Genomic DNA, 15,577 nt, shown 5'->3' with positions numbered 1-15,577 from the left:
TCAAGGAGGGAAATTGATGGCTGCACCCGAATTTGCTGCCGATAGACTGCTTTTGTTTGGCGCCACCGGCGATTTGTCCCGGCGCAAACTTCTGCCTTCATTGTGCGCTTTGGACGCCGATGGCCTTTTGCCTGATACGCTCAAAATTATCGGTACAGCGCGCAGTGATCTTGATGATGCAGGCTTTCGCGATATGGCCCGCGCGGCATTGGAAGAGTTCCTTCCCGCAGAGCGCCGTGGCGGAATGGCAGGGTTTCTCAACCGCTTAAGCTATCAGGCATTGGATGCGAGCACGTTGGAAGGCTTTGATGCTTTAGCGGCCAAAATTGACGAGGCGGGGGGCACCCAAGGGGGTCTTGCGATTTTCCTTTCGACTGCGCCTAGCCTTTTTGAACCGACCATTGCGGGGCTTGAGAAGGCAGGATTGACGGGAGACGAGGTGCGCATGTGCCTTGAAAAACCGCTGGGCACGGACCTTGGCTCCTCTGCTGAGATCAATGATGCAGTGGCGGCGGCTTTTCCCGAGGAACGCATTTTCCGCATCGACCATTATCTGGGCAAAGAGACGGTGCAGAACCTTCTTGCGCTTCGCTTTGCCAATATTTTGTTCGAGCCCATCTGGAACTCCAATGTGATCGAGCATGTGCAGATCACCGTCGCAGAGACCGTGGGGCTTGAGGGCCGGGTTGGCTTTTACAATGATGCGGGCGCTTTGCGCGATATGGTGCAGAACCATATGCTGCAATTGCTGGCGCTGGTTGCGATGGAACCGCCGACTTCCTTCGACGCAACCGCCGTGCGCGATGAGAAGGTGAAAGTGCTGCGGGCGCTGCGCCAGGCAGTGGCAGGCGAAACGGTGACCGGCCAATATCGCGCGGGCGCCAGCAACGGCCAAGCCGTCCCCGGCTACGATGAAGAGCTAGGCGAAGCGTCCGACACCGAAACCTTCGTTGCGATCAAAGCGCATGTCGACAATTGGCGCTGGAAAGGCGTGCCCTTTTACCTTCGCACCGGCAAGCGTCTGCCCGAACGGGTGACCGAAATCCTCGTGCAGTTCCGCAGTGTTCCTCACTCGATCTTCGAGGGCACAGGCGGCGGAGCGCTTCACCCGAACAAGCTGCTGATCGAAATTCAGCCTGATGAGAACATCACCTTGTCGCTGATGGCCAAGGTGCCGGGGCTTGATGAAGACGGCGTGCGTCTGCGCGAAGTGCCGCTTGCGATCACCATGCCCGATGCCTTTGCCGAGGCGCAGCGGCGGATCGCTTACGAGCGGCTGCTGCTCGACCTTATCAAGGGCGATCAAACCCTCTTCGTGCGCCGTGATGAAGTGGAAGCGCAATGGAACTGGATCGACGGTATCCGCGCCGTGTGGGACGAGAATGATGTCAAACCACAGACCTATATGGCGGGCACATGGGGGCCGTCTGGCGCTGTGGCCTTGACCGAACGCGACGGGGTAAGCTGGCATGAGTAATCTCAACCCTGTTATCGAGCGAGTGACGCAGCGGATTATCGAACGCTCAAAACCCTCCCGCGACGCCTATCTTGAGCTCATGCAGCGCGAGGCGGATCGTCGGCCTGAACGCTCAGCCGTCTCCTGTTCGGTCCTCGCCCATGCCTTTGCGGGTGCTCAAGAGGACCAAGACGCGCTCAAGAACAATCGCGGGCCCAATATTGGCATTGTCACCTCTTACAATGACATGCTCAGCGCCCACCAACCCTATGGCCGCTATCCCGACCGCATGAAGGTCTACGCCCGCGAAAAGGGCGCAACGTGTCAGGTTGCAGGCGGGACGCCTGCGATGTGCGATGGGGTGACACAGGGCGAGGATGGGATGGAGCTCTCGCTCTTTTCTCGCGACAACATCGCTATGGCAACAGGCGTTGCGCTCTCTCACCAGATGTATGACGGCGTGGCGTGTCTGGGAATTTGCGACAAGATTGTGCCGGGTTTGCTCATGGGCGCGCTGCGGTTCGGGCACCTGCCTGCCGTCTTCGTCCCCTCTGGACCCATGCCAAGCGGCATTTCGAACAGCCAGAAACAGGCCACCCGCCAGAAATATGCAAGCGGCGAAGTGGGCCGTGATGCTCTGCTTGAAAGCGAGCTTGCGTCTTATCATTCGCCGGGCACCTGCACCTTTTTTGGGACCGCCAACTCCAATCAGATGATGATGGAGATGATGGGTCTGCACATTCCGGGTAGCGCCTTTGTCCAACCGGGCACGAAACTGCGCCAAGCCCTTGACCGTGCGGCGGTGCACCGCTTGGCCGAGCTGTCCGGCACGACGGAGCGCACACTTGCCCAAGTCGTCGATGAAAAGGCGATTGTGAACGCGGTTATCGGGCTACTTGCCACCGGCGGCTCCACCAATCACGCGATCCACCTGCCCGCCATGGCGCGCGCTGCTGGTATCGTGCTCGACTGGAGCGATATGGCTGAGCTTTCGGGCGCGGTACCATTGCTCGCCCGCGTCTATCCCAATGGCTCTGGCGATGTGAACCAATTCCACGCCGCTGGCGGCATGGGCTATGTGATCAGCGAGCTTCTCGACGCAGGGCTCGCGCATGGCGATATCCTCACCGTGTGGGACGATGGGTTCGACGCGTACCGCGCCGAGCCTGTCTGGGAAAACGAAGCGCTGGCGTGGAGCCGGATTACGGAGAGCCAGGACGACACCATGCTGCGCCCAGCCTCCGCCCCGTTCCAAGAGGACGGCGGAATGAAGCTGCTCACCGGCAACCTTGGCCGGGCGTGTTTCAAATCCTCTGCGGTCGCCAAAGAACGCTACACCATCACCGCGCCTGCCCGCGTGTTCCAGACCCAAGAGGCGGTGAAAGAGGCCTTCCAAGCTGGCGAGCTAGATCGCGATGTCGTGGTGGTTGTACGCTTCCAGGGGCCGCGCTCCAACGGAATGCCGGAACTGCACGGTCTCACCCCGTCGCTGGGCGTGTTGCAGGATAAAGGTTTCAAAGTCGCGCTCGTCACCGATGGCCGCATGTCAGGCGCTTCGGGCAAAGTGCCGGCCGCAATCCACTGCTCCCCCGAAGCGATGGACGGCGGGCCTTTGAGCCTTTTGGCTGACGGCGACGTGGTGACAGTTTGCGCCGCCACCGGCACGCTCAGCACCGATGCGGACCTGTCATCGCGCACCCCTGCCCCGAATCCGCCGCAAGAATGGGGCGTTGGCCGCGAGCTGTTCCGCATGATGCAGCTGCAAGCCGACGAAGCAGAAAAAGGCGCCTCGGCCATGTTGGTGGCAGCGGGGCTGTGAGGATGGCACTTTCTTCTCCCCTCCCGCTTGCGGGAGGGGTCGGGGTGGGCCCACCCCGTTGCGACTAAGCGGCAAGCCGCTAAGTCTCACTGCTCCTCCCGCAAGCGGGAGGGGAGCATGACGGAAACACAAATCGTCACCGTCGACGTCGGCGGCACCCATGCGCGCTTTGCGATTGCGAACATCGTCGCAGATGGCTCTATCACTCTTGGTGAACCGACCACTTTGCGCACGGCGGAATACGCCAGCTTTCAAACCGCTTGGGAGCGTTTTCGCGACGTCCAAGGCGGCGCGCTGCCAAGCAAACTCGCCATGGCGGTTGCAGCCAAGATCAAGCCCGATCTCATCCGCTTCACCAACAACCCTTGGCTGATCCGCCCGCCTCTGATCGCCGAGAAATTGGGCGCCACTTCGCATGTGGTCATCAATGATTTCGAGGCGGTCGCGCACGCCGCAGCCATCGCGAGCGAAGACCAGTTCCTCCACCTCGCAGGCCCTGAAGAGCCCGTTCCCGCGACCGGTACGATCAGCGTGCTTGGTCCCGGAACTGGCCTCGGCGTTGCCCACTTCAAGCGGCTGTCCCCCACCCACTACCACGTGCAAGCAACCGAGGGCGGCCACGGCGATTTCGCGCCGCTCGACAGCATCGAGGACGCCATCCTTGCCCGCCTGCGCCAGCGCCACACCCGCGTCTCCAACGAGCGCGTCGTCTCAGGCCCTGCCATCATCGATATCTATCAGGCGCTCGCCGCGATGGAGGGCCGCGCTGTGCTCGAACAAACAGACGTCGAAATCTGGACCGCTGGCACATCGGGTGAAGACAGCCTTGCCGCCGCCGCCGTCGACCGCTTCTGCCTCGCGCTGGGTTCGGTCGCAGGGGATATAGCCCTTGTTCAAGGAGCAAGCGGCGTTGTGATCGCAGGGGGCCTTGGCTACCGTATCCGCGACACTCTGCTTACCTCCGGTTTTGAACAACGCTTCTGCGCCAAGGGCCGTTTTGCCTCGCTTATGGCCTCCCTTCCGGTAAAGCTCATCACCCATCCACAGCCCGGCCTTCTGGGCGCGGCTGCCGCCTTTGCCCAAACCCATCTGGACACTCAATGAACCTTCCTTTGAACACCATCGACCACCTGTCTCAGCGCCTGCAAGAGCTCCACGCCCGCACCCGCGAGACGCCGCTCTTCAATCCGGTGTTTCAACTTGGCCTTGACCTATCGCGCGGTCTCGAGGGTGATACACTGGACTTGGACAGTCTTGAGGCGTTGGTCGAGGAGCTTGAGTGTAAAAGCCTTAACGCGCGCACCACGCGGCTGCGTTCGCTGATCCAGCCTGATGCGCCGCAAACTGTGGCGGCTGGTGAGAGCCAGGAAGACTTCGAGACCTACCAAAAGCGCTGGGAGGCCCCGCGCCTTCATGCAGTTTTCACAGCGCACCCGACCTTCCTTCTCACCCCTGCGCAAACCAGCGCCGTCGCGCATGCAGCGAGCACCGGCACCGAAATCCACGCTTCGCCAGACTTAAGCGGAGCGGAGCGCCCGCCGGTAACGCTCGAATACGAACACGCCGAGGCCATGTCGGCGATTGCCCATGCGCAAGAGGCCCGCAGTGCGATCGTGCGTGAGGTGTTTGAGCATAGCCTGGGGTGCTGGCCGAGCGAGTGGAAGGCGCTTCGCCCGATGCCATTTCGTTTTGCCACATGGGTCGGCTATGACATGGACGGGCGCACCGATATTGCGTGGTACACCTCGATCCGCTTCCGTTTGTCCGAAAAAGCGGAGCGTCTGGCGCGCTACGCTGACGAGCTGGCAGCGATTGATGCAAGCCATGCTCTGATCGCGACTTTGAAAGCTGCCGGTGATCATGCCGCCAAAAGCGCTGAGGACTTTGCAGGAGACTTGTCCGCTCCAGAGGCTCTGTCAGCGGCTGCCAACCGCCTGACCGCGGATGATGCGGCCAAGCTCACCAGCCTTGAGGGCGTGATTGCGCGGCTTGAGGAAGAGGCGCAAGGGCTCGAAGACAATCCACGCGCCGCCGATCTCTTGACCTTAGCCGCAGCGATGCGCGCCGATGGGCTGGGCATGGCGCATATCCATTTCCGGGTAAACGCCAAGCAGCTCCACAACGCCATCCGTGTGCACCTGCATGAAAGCCCCGAGCTTGATCTTGCGAGCAAAGGCGCGGTGGCAACGCTTCGCCGGATGCTCTCCAAGGTCAGCCCCAAACGCACCAATTTCGCATCACTTGCCATCGAAAGCTCAACCGCTACCCGGCAGTTCCTAGCGATGGCGCAAATCCTTGAGCACATCGATGCCGATACGCCCATTCGTATGCTTATCGCCGAATGCGAACAGCCCTCAACGGTATTGGCGGCGCTCTATCTCTCACGGCTCTTTGGCATTGAGGGCAAGGTGGATGTCTCACCCCTGTTCGAGACCGAAGAGGCTCTGGAGCACGGTGGCCGCTTCCTTGAAGCTTTGTGCAAGGAAGAAGCTTATCAGGAATACGCGCGCGGACGAGGCCGGGTGTGCATCCAAACCGGATTTTCAGACGCGGGCCGCTTTGTGGGTCAAATCCCCGCTAGCCTCGCTATCGAGCGCCTACAGGGACGCCTTGCCCAAGCGATGGAGCGCAATAAGCTCACCGATGTTGCCGCGCTCATCTTCAACACCCACGGCGAAAGCATGGGCCGCGGCGCGCACCCGACGTCGTTTGCTGACCGTCTGACATGGCCGCTCAGCCCTTGGGCGAGGAGCCGCTTTCATCGCCATGGTATCGGGCTTGAGCCAGAGGTCTCCTTCCAAGGCGGCGATGGCTATTTGCCTTTCGCAAACCCAACGCTTGCCCGCGCTACACTGACCCGGATCATCAATGATACACCCGTGCCAGACAAAGTGTGCGATGATCCGCTTTACAGCCGTACGGATTTAAGCCTCGATTTCTACCGCGCGATCCGCGCGCACCAACGCGCACACTTGCGTAGCCAGACCTATTCGCGCGCCGTCACTGCCTTTGGTCTTGGCCTGCTCAATTCCACGGGAAGCCGCGTCTCGCGCCGTCAAAGCGATTTGAGCGCTGACCGCGATATGAACCTGCGGCAAATTCGCGCCATTCCGCACAATTCGATCCTTCAACAACTCGGCTTTCCCGTAAACGTCATCGCCGGGATCGGCAGCGCGAGTGACGGGAATTATGAAGAGTTGGCCGCGCTCCTCACGTCAAGTGATAGAGGCCGTCAGCTCATGGCCTTGGCGCAAACTTCCAACGCCCTTGGCAGCATTAAGACGGTCGCCGCTTACGGCGAGCTGTTCAACTCCGCCTATTGGGCCAGCCGCCCCTATCGCGGGACCGAACCGCATTTATCGGGCGCATGCGAGACGCTCGCGGAATATCTCACGAAAGACGATCGCACCGGGGTCTACCGCCGCCTTGCATCACGTCTGCGGGTGGACACATTGAAGTTCCACCGATTGCTCGACCTATTGCCGCCAGATGCGCGGGTCGGTTCTAACCAAGACACGCGCCGGATGATTGGGGCAGCGCAAGCGCTTCGCTTGGCGTTGATGCAGTTTATCTTCCTTCGCGCGGTATCCGTCCCGGTCTTCAGCCGTGCCAACGATATCAGCCGCGAGGATGTGCTGGAGATGGTGTTCTCCTTGCGCATCGAAGACGCGCTTGCCCAAATGCGGCGCGCCTTCCCGGTGAAATTCCCCTCACCAACCGATTTTGCGATGGATGCGCCCGCTGACTATCCGGACGCAGACACCGAGGGATATGGCGCGATCAGCCGCGATTACATCGACCCGATTGAACGCGCTTATGGCCTGATGCTGCGCTTGTCTGTTGCGATTGCCAACCAGTTTGGCGCGCATGGTTAGACGCTTTTTGCCCGCTCACAGCGAAGACAAGAGTTTACCAGAGCCCCCTCGCCAATATTAACCTTTGCCCCCTAAATGCGTCCCCGCGAGGGACGTGCGTGCCATAGTCACTGGCGGTTCAGGCGCAAAAGCGCCATAATGGCTGTGTTATGAAGGGATTCTTGATTATGGCTTTCGGCAAACTGCGCCTTGCGACCGTGGTAGGATTGGCAGCTTTGACAGGCGGTGCAACGATTGTTGCAGGGCAATCAAACGCTGATATGGCGGGCGACGATGCAATGCGCATCGCGCTTGAGGCCGATGAGGAAATTCGTGCAATCGACCCGACAACGGGCGGCGCATCGCTCGTGTTCGACCCGTCGCTGCCACAGCCATATGAAGCGGGTGAAGAGACCCTTCCTGAGCTTCCATCGGCTGGTGCTGAGATGACCAATGCTTCGATTGAAGGTGCAACCGGCGCACAAATCGGTGATGCTGACGGCTTGGCGCGCGGCCCCGCTGCTCGCATGATCCAAGCGCAAGACGGCGACCTTCCTGAGCTTCCTTCAGCACCCGCAGAAATCACAGCCCGCGCGATGGATAAGGCACCTGCAGTCGCCCCGCCCATCGCAGCGCCTGCACCCGCACCCGCACCCGCACCCGCACCCGCGCCATCCATCGCTAAGGCGCCGAAGAAAAAGCATCCGACGACCCCTTCGTGATCAACTCGATCCTGCCGATTGAAGGCACCATCCGTTATGGCGAATGGTTCTGGGACGAAAGCCGCGCACCCAAAACCGGCAAGCTCGTCATCACCGTCGACCTTGATGCCCGCGTCATCAGCGTGTTCCGCGATGGCCATGAAATCGGCACCGCCGTTGCTCTGCTCGGCACGAAGAGCCACCCGACGCCCGTTGGCACCTTCCCGATCCTGACTAAGGAGAAGGACAATGTCTCAGAGAAATATGACAATGCGCCAATGCCTTGGACGCTGCGTATGACTTGGGATGGGATTGCGATCCACGGCTCACCTGTTGCCAATGGCTATGCCTCGCATGGCTGTGTTGGTGTGCCTGATCCCTTTGCTGAAAAGCTCTTTGCCATCGCCAAGCGCGGCGACAAAGTCATCGTGACGCGTGGCAAAATGGTTGGCGTGGGCGACAAGCTCCTCAACAGCTAGGACGACGTTCGTGTTCTAATGCATGCGCCGTGGCGGTTCAGGAGCAAACCGCCATACCCGCATTTCGACGCCAATTTTAGCGACTTTCTCGACATCGCAGCGCCCTAACACACCGCCAAGCGAGGCATTCTCGCCGCGCCAAAGGCGGTCAGCGGCCCGGCCCGCTTCGCTTCGGGTTACCCGTCCACCAAGCTTGGCAACGATACGCCGCACGCTCTCCACTTGGATGGCGCGCGGGACATTGCAGTAATAGCGATATTGAGGAGTGCCATCAGGTGCCTCCTCAAGCGCCACCATCTCCTCCCAGTCAATCTGCGCATACCATTCAAGCGCCCGCCATCCTTCGGCCAAATGCTGCGCGCTGGCGGCAAGAGCTTGCGGGTCGAGCCAGTCGTTTTCGGCTAAATGTTGGCGCACTCTTACCCTGTCAAAAGAGGTGTCTTGATTAGAGGGATCGCGCGCAGGGGTGACCTTGCAAGAGGCCACCACACCTTCAAGCTCCGCTTTGCGAAAGCCCAGAAGCGGGCGGAACAAGGGGAGCTGCAAACCATCGGCATCATCACCTGGAACATGCGTCCATTCGCGCACACCTGCGAGCCCAGCCAGACCGCTTCCCCTGCTAAGACGCATCAATACAGTTTCTGCCGCGTCATCCATATGGTGCGCTGTTGCAATCGCGCCCAGCCCCTCACGCCGCGCCCAATCTGCAAGAGCCGTATATCGCGCCTCGCGCGCTTTGGCCTGAAGATTGCCAGCGCCAAGTTTGACCTTAGCGGTGGCAAAGGGGACGCCCAGCTTTTCGCATAACTCTTGGACCAAGGCGACCTCGCCTGCCGCCTCGGGCCGAAGGCCGTGGTCAATGCTCATAGCGGCGACTTCGCCGGGCATTGTGGCCGCAGCCAAGAGCAACAGGCCCAGGCTGTCCGGCCCGCCCGAGACCGCCAGCCCCAATGGCCCTGTTCGGTCTTTGTGGGGCCACAGGCGAAGGGTAGCCGCCAAAAACCGCTCAATTAGTTCAGGGTCAATGCTCTCAAGGTCCATTGGAGTATCAATCAGCGCCCACCCCTTTTAGGCTCTCAGCGTGCTGAGCCTGACAGGTTTAATTCTCGCAAGAGATTTTCTCGATATTGCCCTGATACCGGCTTGCAAGTCGCCCGGTTGCAATCGCGGGATATGTCTCACCAAATTCAGCAAGAGCGATACACGCGCGGCGGGTATCCTTCATCGCAATCATGCTTTCTGCGAGGAACAACAGGCTGTCCGGCGCACGGCGCGCGGTGCGGTCGGCCTGATAATTGCGCAAGAACCAGCGCGCGGCTTCTTCGGGCAGACCATCATCAAGAAACGCGCGGCCAAGCAGATTGCGGCCATAGGTGATGCGCGGGTGGCTTGGGTATTTCTCAACGAATGAAGCCAATTGCTGACGGGCCTCAGGGAAATACCCGGCATTCCAAAGGCGGAAGCCGTAGGAATATTCATCATCGCCCGCATCATCGGTCTGCGGTTTGGTGATCGCTTGGACGCCAGACACGCGTTCGGCACTTGGGCCCGAGGCGGTGTTTGGTGTTTCGCTTGGAGCGGGATCTTGCACGCCCGTTCCAGAAACCGTTCCAGAGCCAGAACCAGTTCCGGTCATCGCGCCAAGATTGCTGTCCGTCGCGCCGCCAATCCTGCCCTCTGACACCGGAACTGTGCGCGATGCTCCGCCTGCTTCAAGCGCAGAAATGCGGGTGTCGAGCGCTGCCAGTGCATTGGCATTTTCTTCTGATTTTGCGGTCAAGCGCTGAAGCTGAAGCTCCATCGCATCAAGCCGCGCGAGCACGTCGGTGAGCGCGCTGGTCGTTGTGGCAGCGCGCGCCGTTGTGTTGGGCGTGGTGCGGGTCGGGTTGTTGCCCGTTGTAATCGAAGGCTCAAAAAAGCGGCCGTCACCGCCTGGAAAAACCTGGCGCTGCAAAGCGCGGATCTCTGCCTCGGCCCGGCGCAGGCGCGCCTCAGTGTTGTCTTGAGCAACAGCGGGGATAGGGGTTGTGGCGACCACCGCAGCCGCCGTTATGGCGCCAAGCAAGGGGGTCGATTTTTGCAGAAGGGTGATTGAACGGGTCAGTTTCATGACAGATCGTAGCTCCCTGAGGATCCTTCTTGGGCATGATAAAGCGGGTTTGATGGGTCCAAGATGACGCAAGGCACCTGAACCTAAGGCGAATCTTGCCCAAGCGCAGCCCCCAAGTCGAGCCCGTAGCTGCACTAAACCGGGGAATGTGCAGCCCAACTGTGCCAGCAGAACACACGAGGGGTACGATGAGGCGTTTGCTAAAGGCTATTAAGGGGTAGCGTCCTCGGAACCACGCGCAAGCAGAGCCTGCGCCGAAACGGGGGCATCGCTGACGGGGATCATTTCGGTCGCCAAGGGGGCAACCGCTTGCCCGCCTATGGTTACGCTGAAAAGGTTTGGCCTACCGGTGTTCATGCGCGGATCATCAGCATCGAGCGGCACCTCATAGGTGTCGCCTTGCGCCATTACGCCTTCGAACAAACGCTCACCGCCATCCTCGTAAAAACGCACCCAAGCCTCATCACCTGACATCGTCAGGACGACCTGGCCTTGCGCACTGGGAGCTGCTGTCTCAGCCCCTGCATCGGCTACCGCCTCTGCGCTCGCCTCCACTTCAGCTGCCTCGTCATTTTGCGCAACAAGCGAGGGCAGTTCAGCGCCTGTTCCAAAATAGGTGCTCGCAAAGGCGATAACGCCGACCATCAAAATGAGCGCTGCAAAGGCGCCAAACCATGCAAGGCCTCGTGATGGAAGTTTGGCCGCGTCACCCGGCTCCATCCCGCCTGCAATAATGGTCTGATGCATTCCGCCTTCAGCAAGCTCTTCGCGCACTGCATCGGCGATGGATTTCTCATCGAGCCCAACCGTGCGGGCATAGCTGCGCGCAAAGCCGATGGCATAGGTGCGCGAGGGAAGCGCATCGAAGGCGCTTGCCTCGATCGATTCCAAATGCCGTACAGGTATCCGGGTTTCCGCAGCGATGTGCGACAACTCCATGCGCCGCACCTCGCGTGCGGCTCTCAACCGGTCGCCCGCCCCAGAGCCAACGGCGTCTGCGTGTTCCTCAACTGTGTCGTCCGGTGTGTTGTCGTCGCTGTCCATCAACTCACTTCGCGTTTGCGCCCAAAGACTTTTGTTTTGTTATCGATGCATAGAAGCTTTGCGTTGGCAGACGAGTCAAGGGAGTGACCGCAAAAAACTGATACCAAAGGCTAGAGTGCCCCCGAATATCGCTAAAATGAGCCGTGTTTGGCCTGAAACGCTCAATCGACCTCGATTTCGCGCGCTTTTGCCCAGGCGCTAAGCTCTTTGCGAAGGTCGGTGTCCGGCTTTGAAAGCCAGCCTGTCATAGATTCGGTGATGTCCGCCAAATCCACTTTGCGCACCAATTCCTTGATCGGGCCAACGGCCGCTGGCGTAATCGAAAGGCGGCGATAGCCAATCCCCAGAAGCGCTAACGCCTCAAGCCTGCGGCCACCCATCTCTCCGCAAACGCCGATATCCACTCCGCTGCCAAGCGTTTGCTGAGAAACGCGGCGCAGGAACCGTAAGATAGGGATGGAGAGCCAATCATATCTCTCCGCAAGCGCAGGGTTGCCCCGGTCAGCTGCGTAAAGGAATTGCGTAAGATCGTTGGTTCCGATGGAAAGAAACGACAATCGCGGCAAAAGCAGATCGAGCACTTCAGCCAAAGCGGGCACTTCGAGCATCGCGCCAAAGTGGATGGCTTCGGGCACCATCTTCTTTTTCGATCGAAGAAAGGCGAGCTGTTCGTCAAACACCTTTTTCGCAGCGTCGAATTCCCACACTTCGGAAACCATGGGGAACATCACATAAAGCGAACGGCCGGCTGCAGCTTCAAGCAAAGAACGCGCCTGCGCTTTCATTAAGCCATCGCGTTCAAGCGCCAGACGAAGCGCTCGCCAACCCATAGCCGGGTTTTCATCCTGGCTCGCCATATCGGACGCCAGATAGGGCACCGACTTGTCGCCGCCAATATCGACTGTGCGAAAGATGACCGGCTTGTCGCCAGCTGTATCGATCACGTCGCGGTAAAGTTTCTGCTGGCGTTCGCGCTGTGGCAGGGTGGCCGATACGAGGAATTGGAACTCGGTGCGAAACAGGCCCACCCCGTCCGCGCCGGTCATCGCAAGCGCGCTCATATCGTCGCGAAGCCCTGCATTCATCATCACCTGAATGCGTGTCCCGCATTTGGTAAAAGGCTCCACATCGCGAAGCTCTGCATAGGCGGCTTGGCGCTCTTTTGATTTGGCAAAGCGGTGCGCGAATGCATCGGCGACCTGAGCTGTGGGGCGCACGGTTGCGGTGCCTGCGGCTGCATCGAGCAGGATTTCATCGCCATCGCGCACAGTGCCGCGAAGGCCGCCATTGCCACGGTTCGCGCGGCCTAAGACAGGCACACCCATAGCGCGCGCGACAATCACCACGTGCGCGGTGAGCGAGCCCTCTTCAAGAATGACGCCTTTGAGGCGCCTGCGGTCATATTCCAGCAGCTCTGCCGGTCCCAGATTGCGGGCGATAAGGATGGTGTCTTTGCGAAGCCCGGCCTGCGCTGCGGTCCCCAATTGCCCGGCAACAATGCGAAGGAGCCTGTTCGCCAAATCCTCCAGATCGTGCATCCGATCAGCCAGCAGCGGGTCATCAATCTCGCGCATGCGCATGCGGGTGTGTTGCTGTACCCGCTCAATCGCGGCCTCAGCAGTAAGGCCTGAATCGATCGCCTCGTTGATGCGCCTTGACCAACCCTCGTCATAAGCGAACATCTTATAGGTCGCGAGCACCTCTTCGTGTTCGCCGCCAATGCCAAATTCTGCTTGAGCAGAAAGACCATCGATCTGTTCGCGCATTTTGTCAAAGGCGTTGTAGACCCGGTGGCGCTCTGCCTCGATATCTTCGGCCACAACCTGTGTGATCTGGACGCGCGGTTGGTGATATGCTGCCACCCCTGCACCAAGACCCTTCACCAATGTAAGGCCGGTGATCAGTTGGGGACCCGATTGCTCAGGCGTCAGGCCAAGCGCCTCTTCCTCATCAACCAATTCCGCATTGGCGATGAGTTCAGAAAGCACCATGGCTGTGGTTTGCAGCGCCTCGATCTCGACCGCTTCATATCGGCGCGGATCAACGTGCTGGACGCATAAAACGCCCACAGCGCGCTCTCGGTAAACTATCGGAACGCCGGCAAAGGAATGGAATTTGTCCTCACCTGTCTCGGGCCGATATTGGAAGTCTGGGTGTGCCTTTGCCTCTGCAAGGTTCAGCGTTTCGACCTTTTCCGCAATCGTTCCCGTCAACCCCTCACCGATAGCCATACGGGTGACGTGCACAGCGCTTTTGTTAAGGCCGCGCGTTGCGAACAGTTCGAGCATCCCTTCGCGCAGGAGATAGATCGAACACACTTCCGATGAGAGGCATTCGCCGATGATGTCGACCACATTATCCAGCTTCGCCTGCGCACGCGAACGCGAGGCCATCACATCGTGAAGGCTGGTTAGAATCTGGCGGGCTGCATCAACGGCTGTCATGATTGCTCAAAGCCTTAGCGCCAAGGGACCCAAAGGCCAAGGTAAGCGCTCTCATTTAGATAGGCGAACCCGTCCAGTCTCGCTTCGACTGAAGCTGCAAAATGGGTGCTTTTGTAAGGGAATGCGGGCGCTGCCGGTCAGCAGCGCGCAATCTCTTCTTTTAGTCGGAGTTTCTGTCTTTTAATCGACTGGACCGCTGCTGCATCGGGAACTGGGCGAGCCATCTCGTCACGAAGACGGGCTTCTAACCCTGCGTGTTTGGTTTGGAGAGCATCCACGTGAGTGGATGAAACGCCTGAAGAATGCGCGGTTGCCATATACTTGGTCTCCTATGTTGGTGTCGGGGGTTTGCCCCCGGGTGGCGACTCGTCCTTGCGGCGCGAGCTGCATTGAGGATCAAATCACATCTTGGGGTAACTTGCAAAGTCCTACCCAAGTGTGAATCGATCACTGCGTCTTTATGCGAGACGGGCCGTGGCTCGGCAATTGCGCGGATACCCTTAGTTGAAATGCAAAAGGGTCCGAAATGCATGAGGGTTTTGCGCCCACCCCCAATCGGGCTTGCGGCTGATCGCGTGACGCTAAGCCTTGCAGAGCGGGCGCGATGGCGTCATTGCTGATGAGGTTCTTGGCCGTTGGCCGTGGACACATCGCGTGCACAGCAATCCGGGCCCACACAAGTCATGAATGAGCAAGAACTGCAAAAACGACTTGAAATTTTGAAGACCGAGCACCGCGATTTGGATGCTGCGATTGCAGCGCTTATTGAGGCAGGGGCGAGCGACCAATTGCAAATCGCGCGTTTGAAGAAACGCAAATTGCGGCTGAAAGACCAGATTGCGATTATCGAGGACACCCTGCTGCCCGATATCATCGCGTGAGATAAGTCACGGCCCAAGGCAACGACAGAGGCGAAGGCACCCGCGAGGGTGAATTGCATCGCTCTTTCTTACGTAAACATCTGTCACAGCTTAACTTTTTGAACCCAAATTTGGCGTACGTCAGCGCCAGTGGGAGGTTTATACGTAGTGTCCCTGATAAGGGGGAATACCTAAGGATCGCCCCTGATTGGGTAAGCATGCAAGGCGTATCGTCCCTGAAAGAGACAGGCGGAAAATCTCAGCTGGATAGTAACCATAACCCTCTGGATTGCCAGCCTCCTCAAGAGTAGCAGAATGAGCGATGACACAAGCAACGAACCTTTCGCGCCCAATTGTGGAAGCGCTTTACACCGAAGCCTTGGTGCTGGCTGATGAAGTGCGCTCTGTGTTTGCGCGCGGTACGCATGAGCCCGAAATTGGTGAAGACACCAGCGCCCGTGACACCATGGCCCGTCTTGCCCTTTCAACAGAAGGGTTGAAGACCACCACGCGCATGATGCACATCCTTGCATGGTTGCTTAATCAACGGGCGTTTTTCTCTGGTGAACTGACCGAGACACAGGTGCGCCAACACGGAACCCTGCCAACCGATCGTCCCTCTGACGATAGGGCACTGGCGACGCTTGAGCCTGCGACCCGCGACTTAATCGCCGAAAGCGAACAACTCCACAAACGCATCGCGCGCCTTGATCAGGCATGGCGTTCCGGATTTGAGATGGCATCGCCTGCGCGCGCAATCCACTCACGGCTTGAGCGGCGGTTGAGCGATTTGAGCCTCTGAATTGGGAC

Annotated in this window: 13 protein-coding genes; 8 read left to right on the top strand and 5 right to left on the bottom strand. The window is 59.4% G+C overall.

The features are described 5' to 3' along the window. The first annotated feature begins 16 nt into the window (after nucleotides 1–16). The 6 genes from zwf (at nucleotide 17) to AC0V61_RS10845 (ending at nucleotide 8,309) form a co-directional block, all read left to right on the top strand. On the top strand, nucleotides 17–1,477 hold the full coding sequence (gene zwf / locus AC0V61_RS10870) for a glucose-6-phosphate dehydrogenase (protein ID WP_486157442.1): 1,461 nt from the start codon (nucleotides 17–19) through the stop codon (nucleotides 1,475–1,477). Further along, on the top strand, nucleotides 1,470–3,275 hold the full coding sequence (edd, locus tag AC0V61_RS10865; protein ID WP_486157440.1) for a phosphogluconate dehydratase: 1,806 nt from the start codon (nucleotides 1,470–1,472) through the stop codon (nucleotides 3,273–3,275). Before zwf ends, edd begins: the two co-directional genes overlap by 8 nt. A gap of 117 nt (nucleotides 3,276–3,392) precedes the next feature. After that, nucleotides 3,393–4,379, top strand: coding sequence for a glucokinase (locus AC0V61_RS10860; protein WP_486157438.1), 987 nt, complete (start codon nucleotides 3,393–3,395; stop codon nucleotides 4,377–4,379). Next, entirely contained in the window at nucleotides 4,376–7,150 is a 2,775-nt protein-coding gene (locus AC0V61_RS10855; protein ID WP_486157436.1) for a phosphoenolpyruvate carboxylase, read from the top strand. The genes AC0V61_RS10860 and AC0V61_RS10855 overlap by 4 nt, the downstream gene beginning before the upstream one ends. A gap of 167 nt (nucleotides 7,151–7,317) precedes the next feature. Continuing rightward, nucleotides 7,318–7,851, top strand: coding sequence for a hypothetical protein (locus AC0V61_RS10850; RefSeq protein WP_486157434.1), 534 nt, complete (start codon nucleotides 7,318–7,320; stop codon nucleotides 7,849–7,851). After that, nucleotides 7,848–8,309 carry a L,D-transpeptidase family protein gene (locus AC0V61_RS10845; RefSeq protein WP_486157432.1) on the top strand — a complete coding sequence of 154 codons (462 nt, stop codon included), beginning with the start codon at nucleotides 7,848–7,850 and terminating at the stop codon, nucleotides 8,307–8,309. Before AC0V61_RS10850 ends, AC0V61_RS10845 begins: the two co-directional genes overlap by 4 nt. A 15-nt stretch (nucleotides 8,310–8,324) precedes the next feature. On the opposite strand, the gene tilS is transcribed toward AC0V61_RS10845, so the two are convergent. The 5 genes from tilS to AC0V61_RS10820 all read right to left on the bottom strand — a co-directional run bounded on the left by tilS (nucleotide 8,325) and on the right by AC0V61_RS10820 (nucleotide 14,224). After that, nucleotides 8,325–9,350 carry a tRNA lysidine(34) synthetase TilS gene (tilS, locus tag AC0V61_RS10840; protein ID WP_486157431.1) on the bottom strand — a complete coding sequence of 342 codons (1,026 nt, stop codon included), beginning with the start codon at nucleotides 9,348–9,350 and terminating at the stop codon, nucleotides 8,325–8,327. A 58-nt stretch (nucleotides 9,351–9,408) separates the two neighbouring features. Further along, the gene (locus AC0V61_RS10835) at nucleotides 9,409–10,419 is read right to left on the bottom strand and encodes a tetratricopeptide repeat protein (RefSeq protein WP_486157429.1); all 1,011 of its coding nucleotides are present in this window, start codon (nucleotides 10,417–10,419) and stop codon (nucleotides 9,409–9,411) included. 210 nt (nucleotides 10,420–10,629) lie between these two features. Continuing rightward, the gene (locus AC0V61_RS10830) at nucleotides 10,630–11,463 is read right to left on the bottom strand and encodes a helix-turn-helix domain-containing protein (protein WP_486157427.1); all 834 of its coding nucleotides are present in this window, start codon (nucleotides 11,461–11,463) and stop codon (nucleotides 10,630–10,632) included. A gap of 161 nt (nucleotides 11,464–11,624) precedes the next feature. Then, nucleotides 11,625–13,907, bottom strand: coding sequence for a phosphoenolpyruvate--protein phosphotransferase (gene ptsP / locus AC0V61_RS10825; protein ID WP_486157426.1), 2,283 nt, complete (start codon nucleotides 13,905–13,907; stop codon nucleotides 11,625–11,627). 137 nt (nucleotides 13,908–14,044) lie between these two features. Next, nucleotides 14,045–14,224, bottom strand: coding sequence for a YdcH family protein (locus tag AC0V61_RS10820; protein ID WP_486157424.1), 180 nt, complete (start codon nucleotides 14,222–14,224; stop codon nucleotides 14,045–14,047). Nucleotides 14,225–14,590: 366 nt separating this feature from the next. Here AC0V61_RS10820 and AC0V61_RS10815 point away from each other — a divergent pair, with 366 nt between their 5' ends. Together AC0V61_RS10815 and AC0V61_RS10810 are read left to right on the top strand one after the other, a co-directional pair. Continuing rightward, the gene (locus AC0V61_RS10815; RefSeq protein WP_486159522.1) at nucleotides 14,591–14,788 is read left to right on the top strand and encodes a YdcH family protein; all 198 of its coding nucleotides are present in this window, start codon (nucleotides 14,591–14,593) and stop codon (nucleotides 14,786–14,788) included. A gap of 301 nt (nucleotides 14,789–15,089) precedes the next feature. Continuing rightward, nucleotides 15,090–15,569, top strand: a complete 480-nt coding sequence (locus AC0V61_RS10810; protein ID WP_486157422.1) for a DUF1465 family protein — start codon at nucleotides 15,090–15,092, stop codon at nucleotides 15,567–15,569. Nucleotides 15,570–15,577: the final 8 nt, after the last annotated feature.

The organism is Erythrobacter sp. JB1-4 (assembly GCF_057365025.1).
This window is presented reverse-complemented; position numbering and strand designations above follow the sequence as displayed.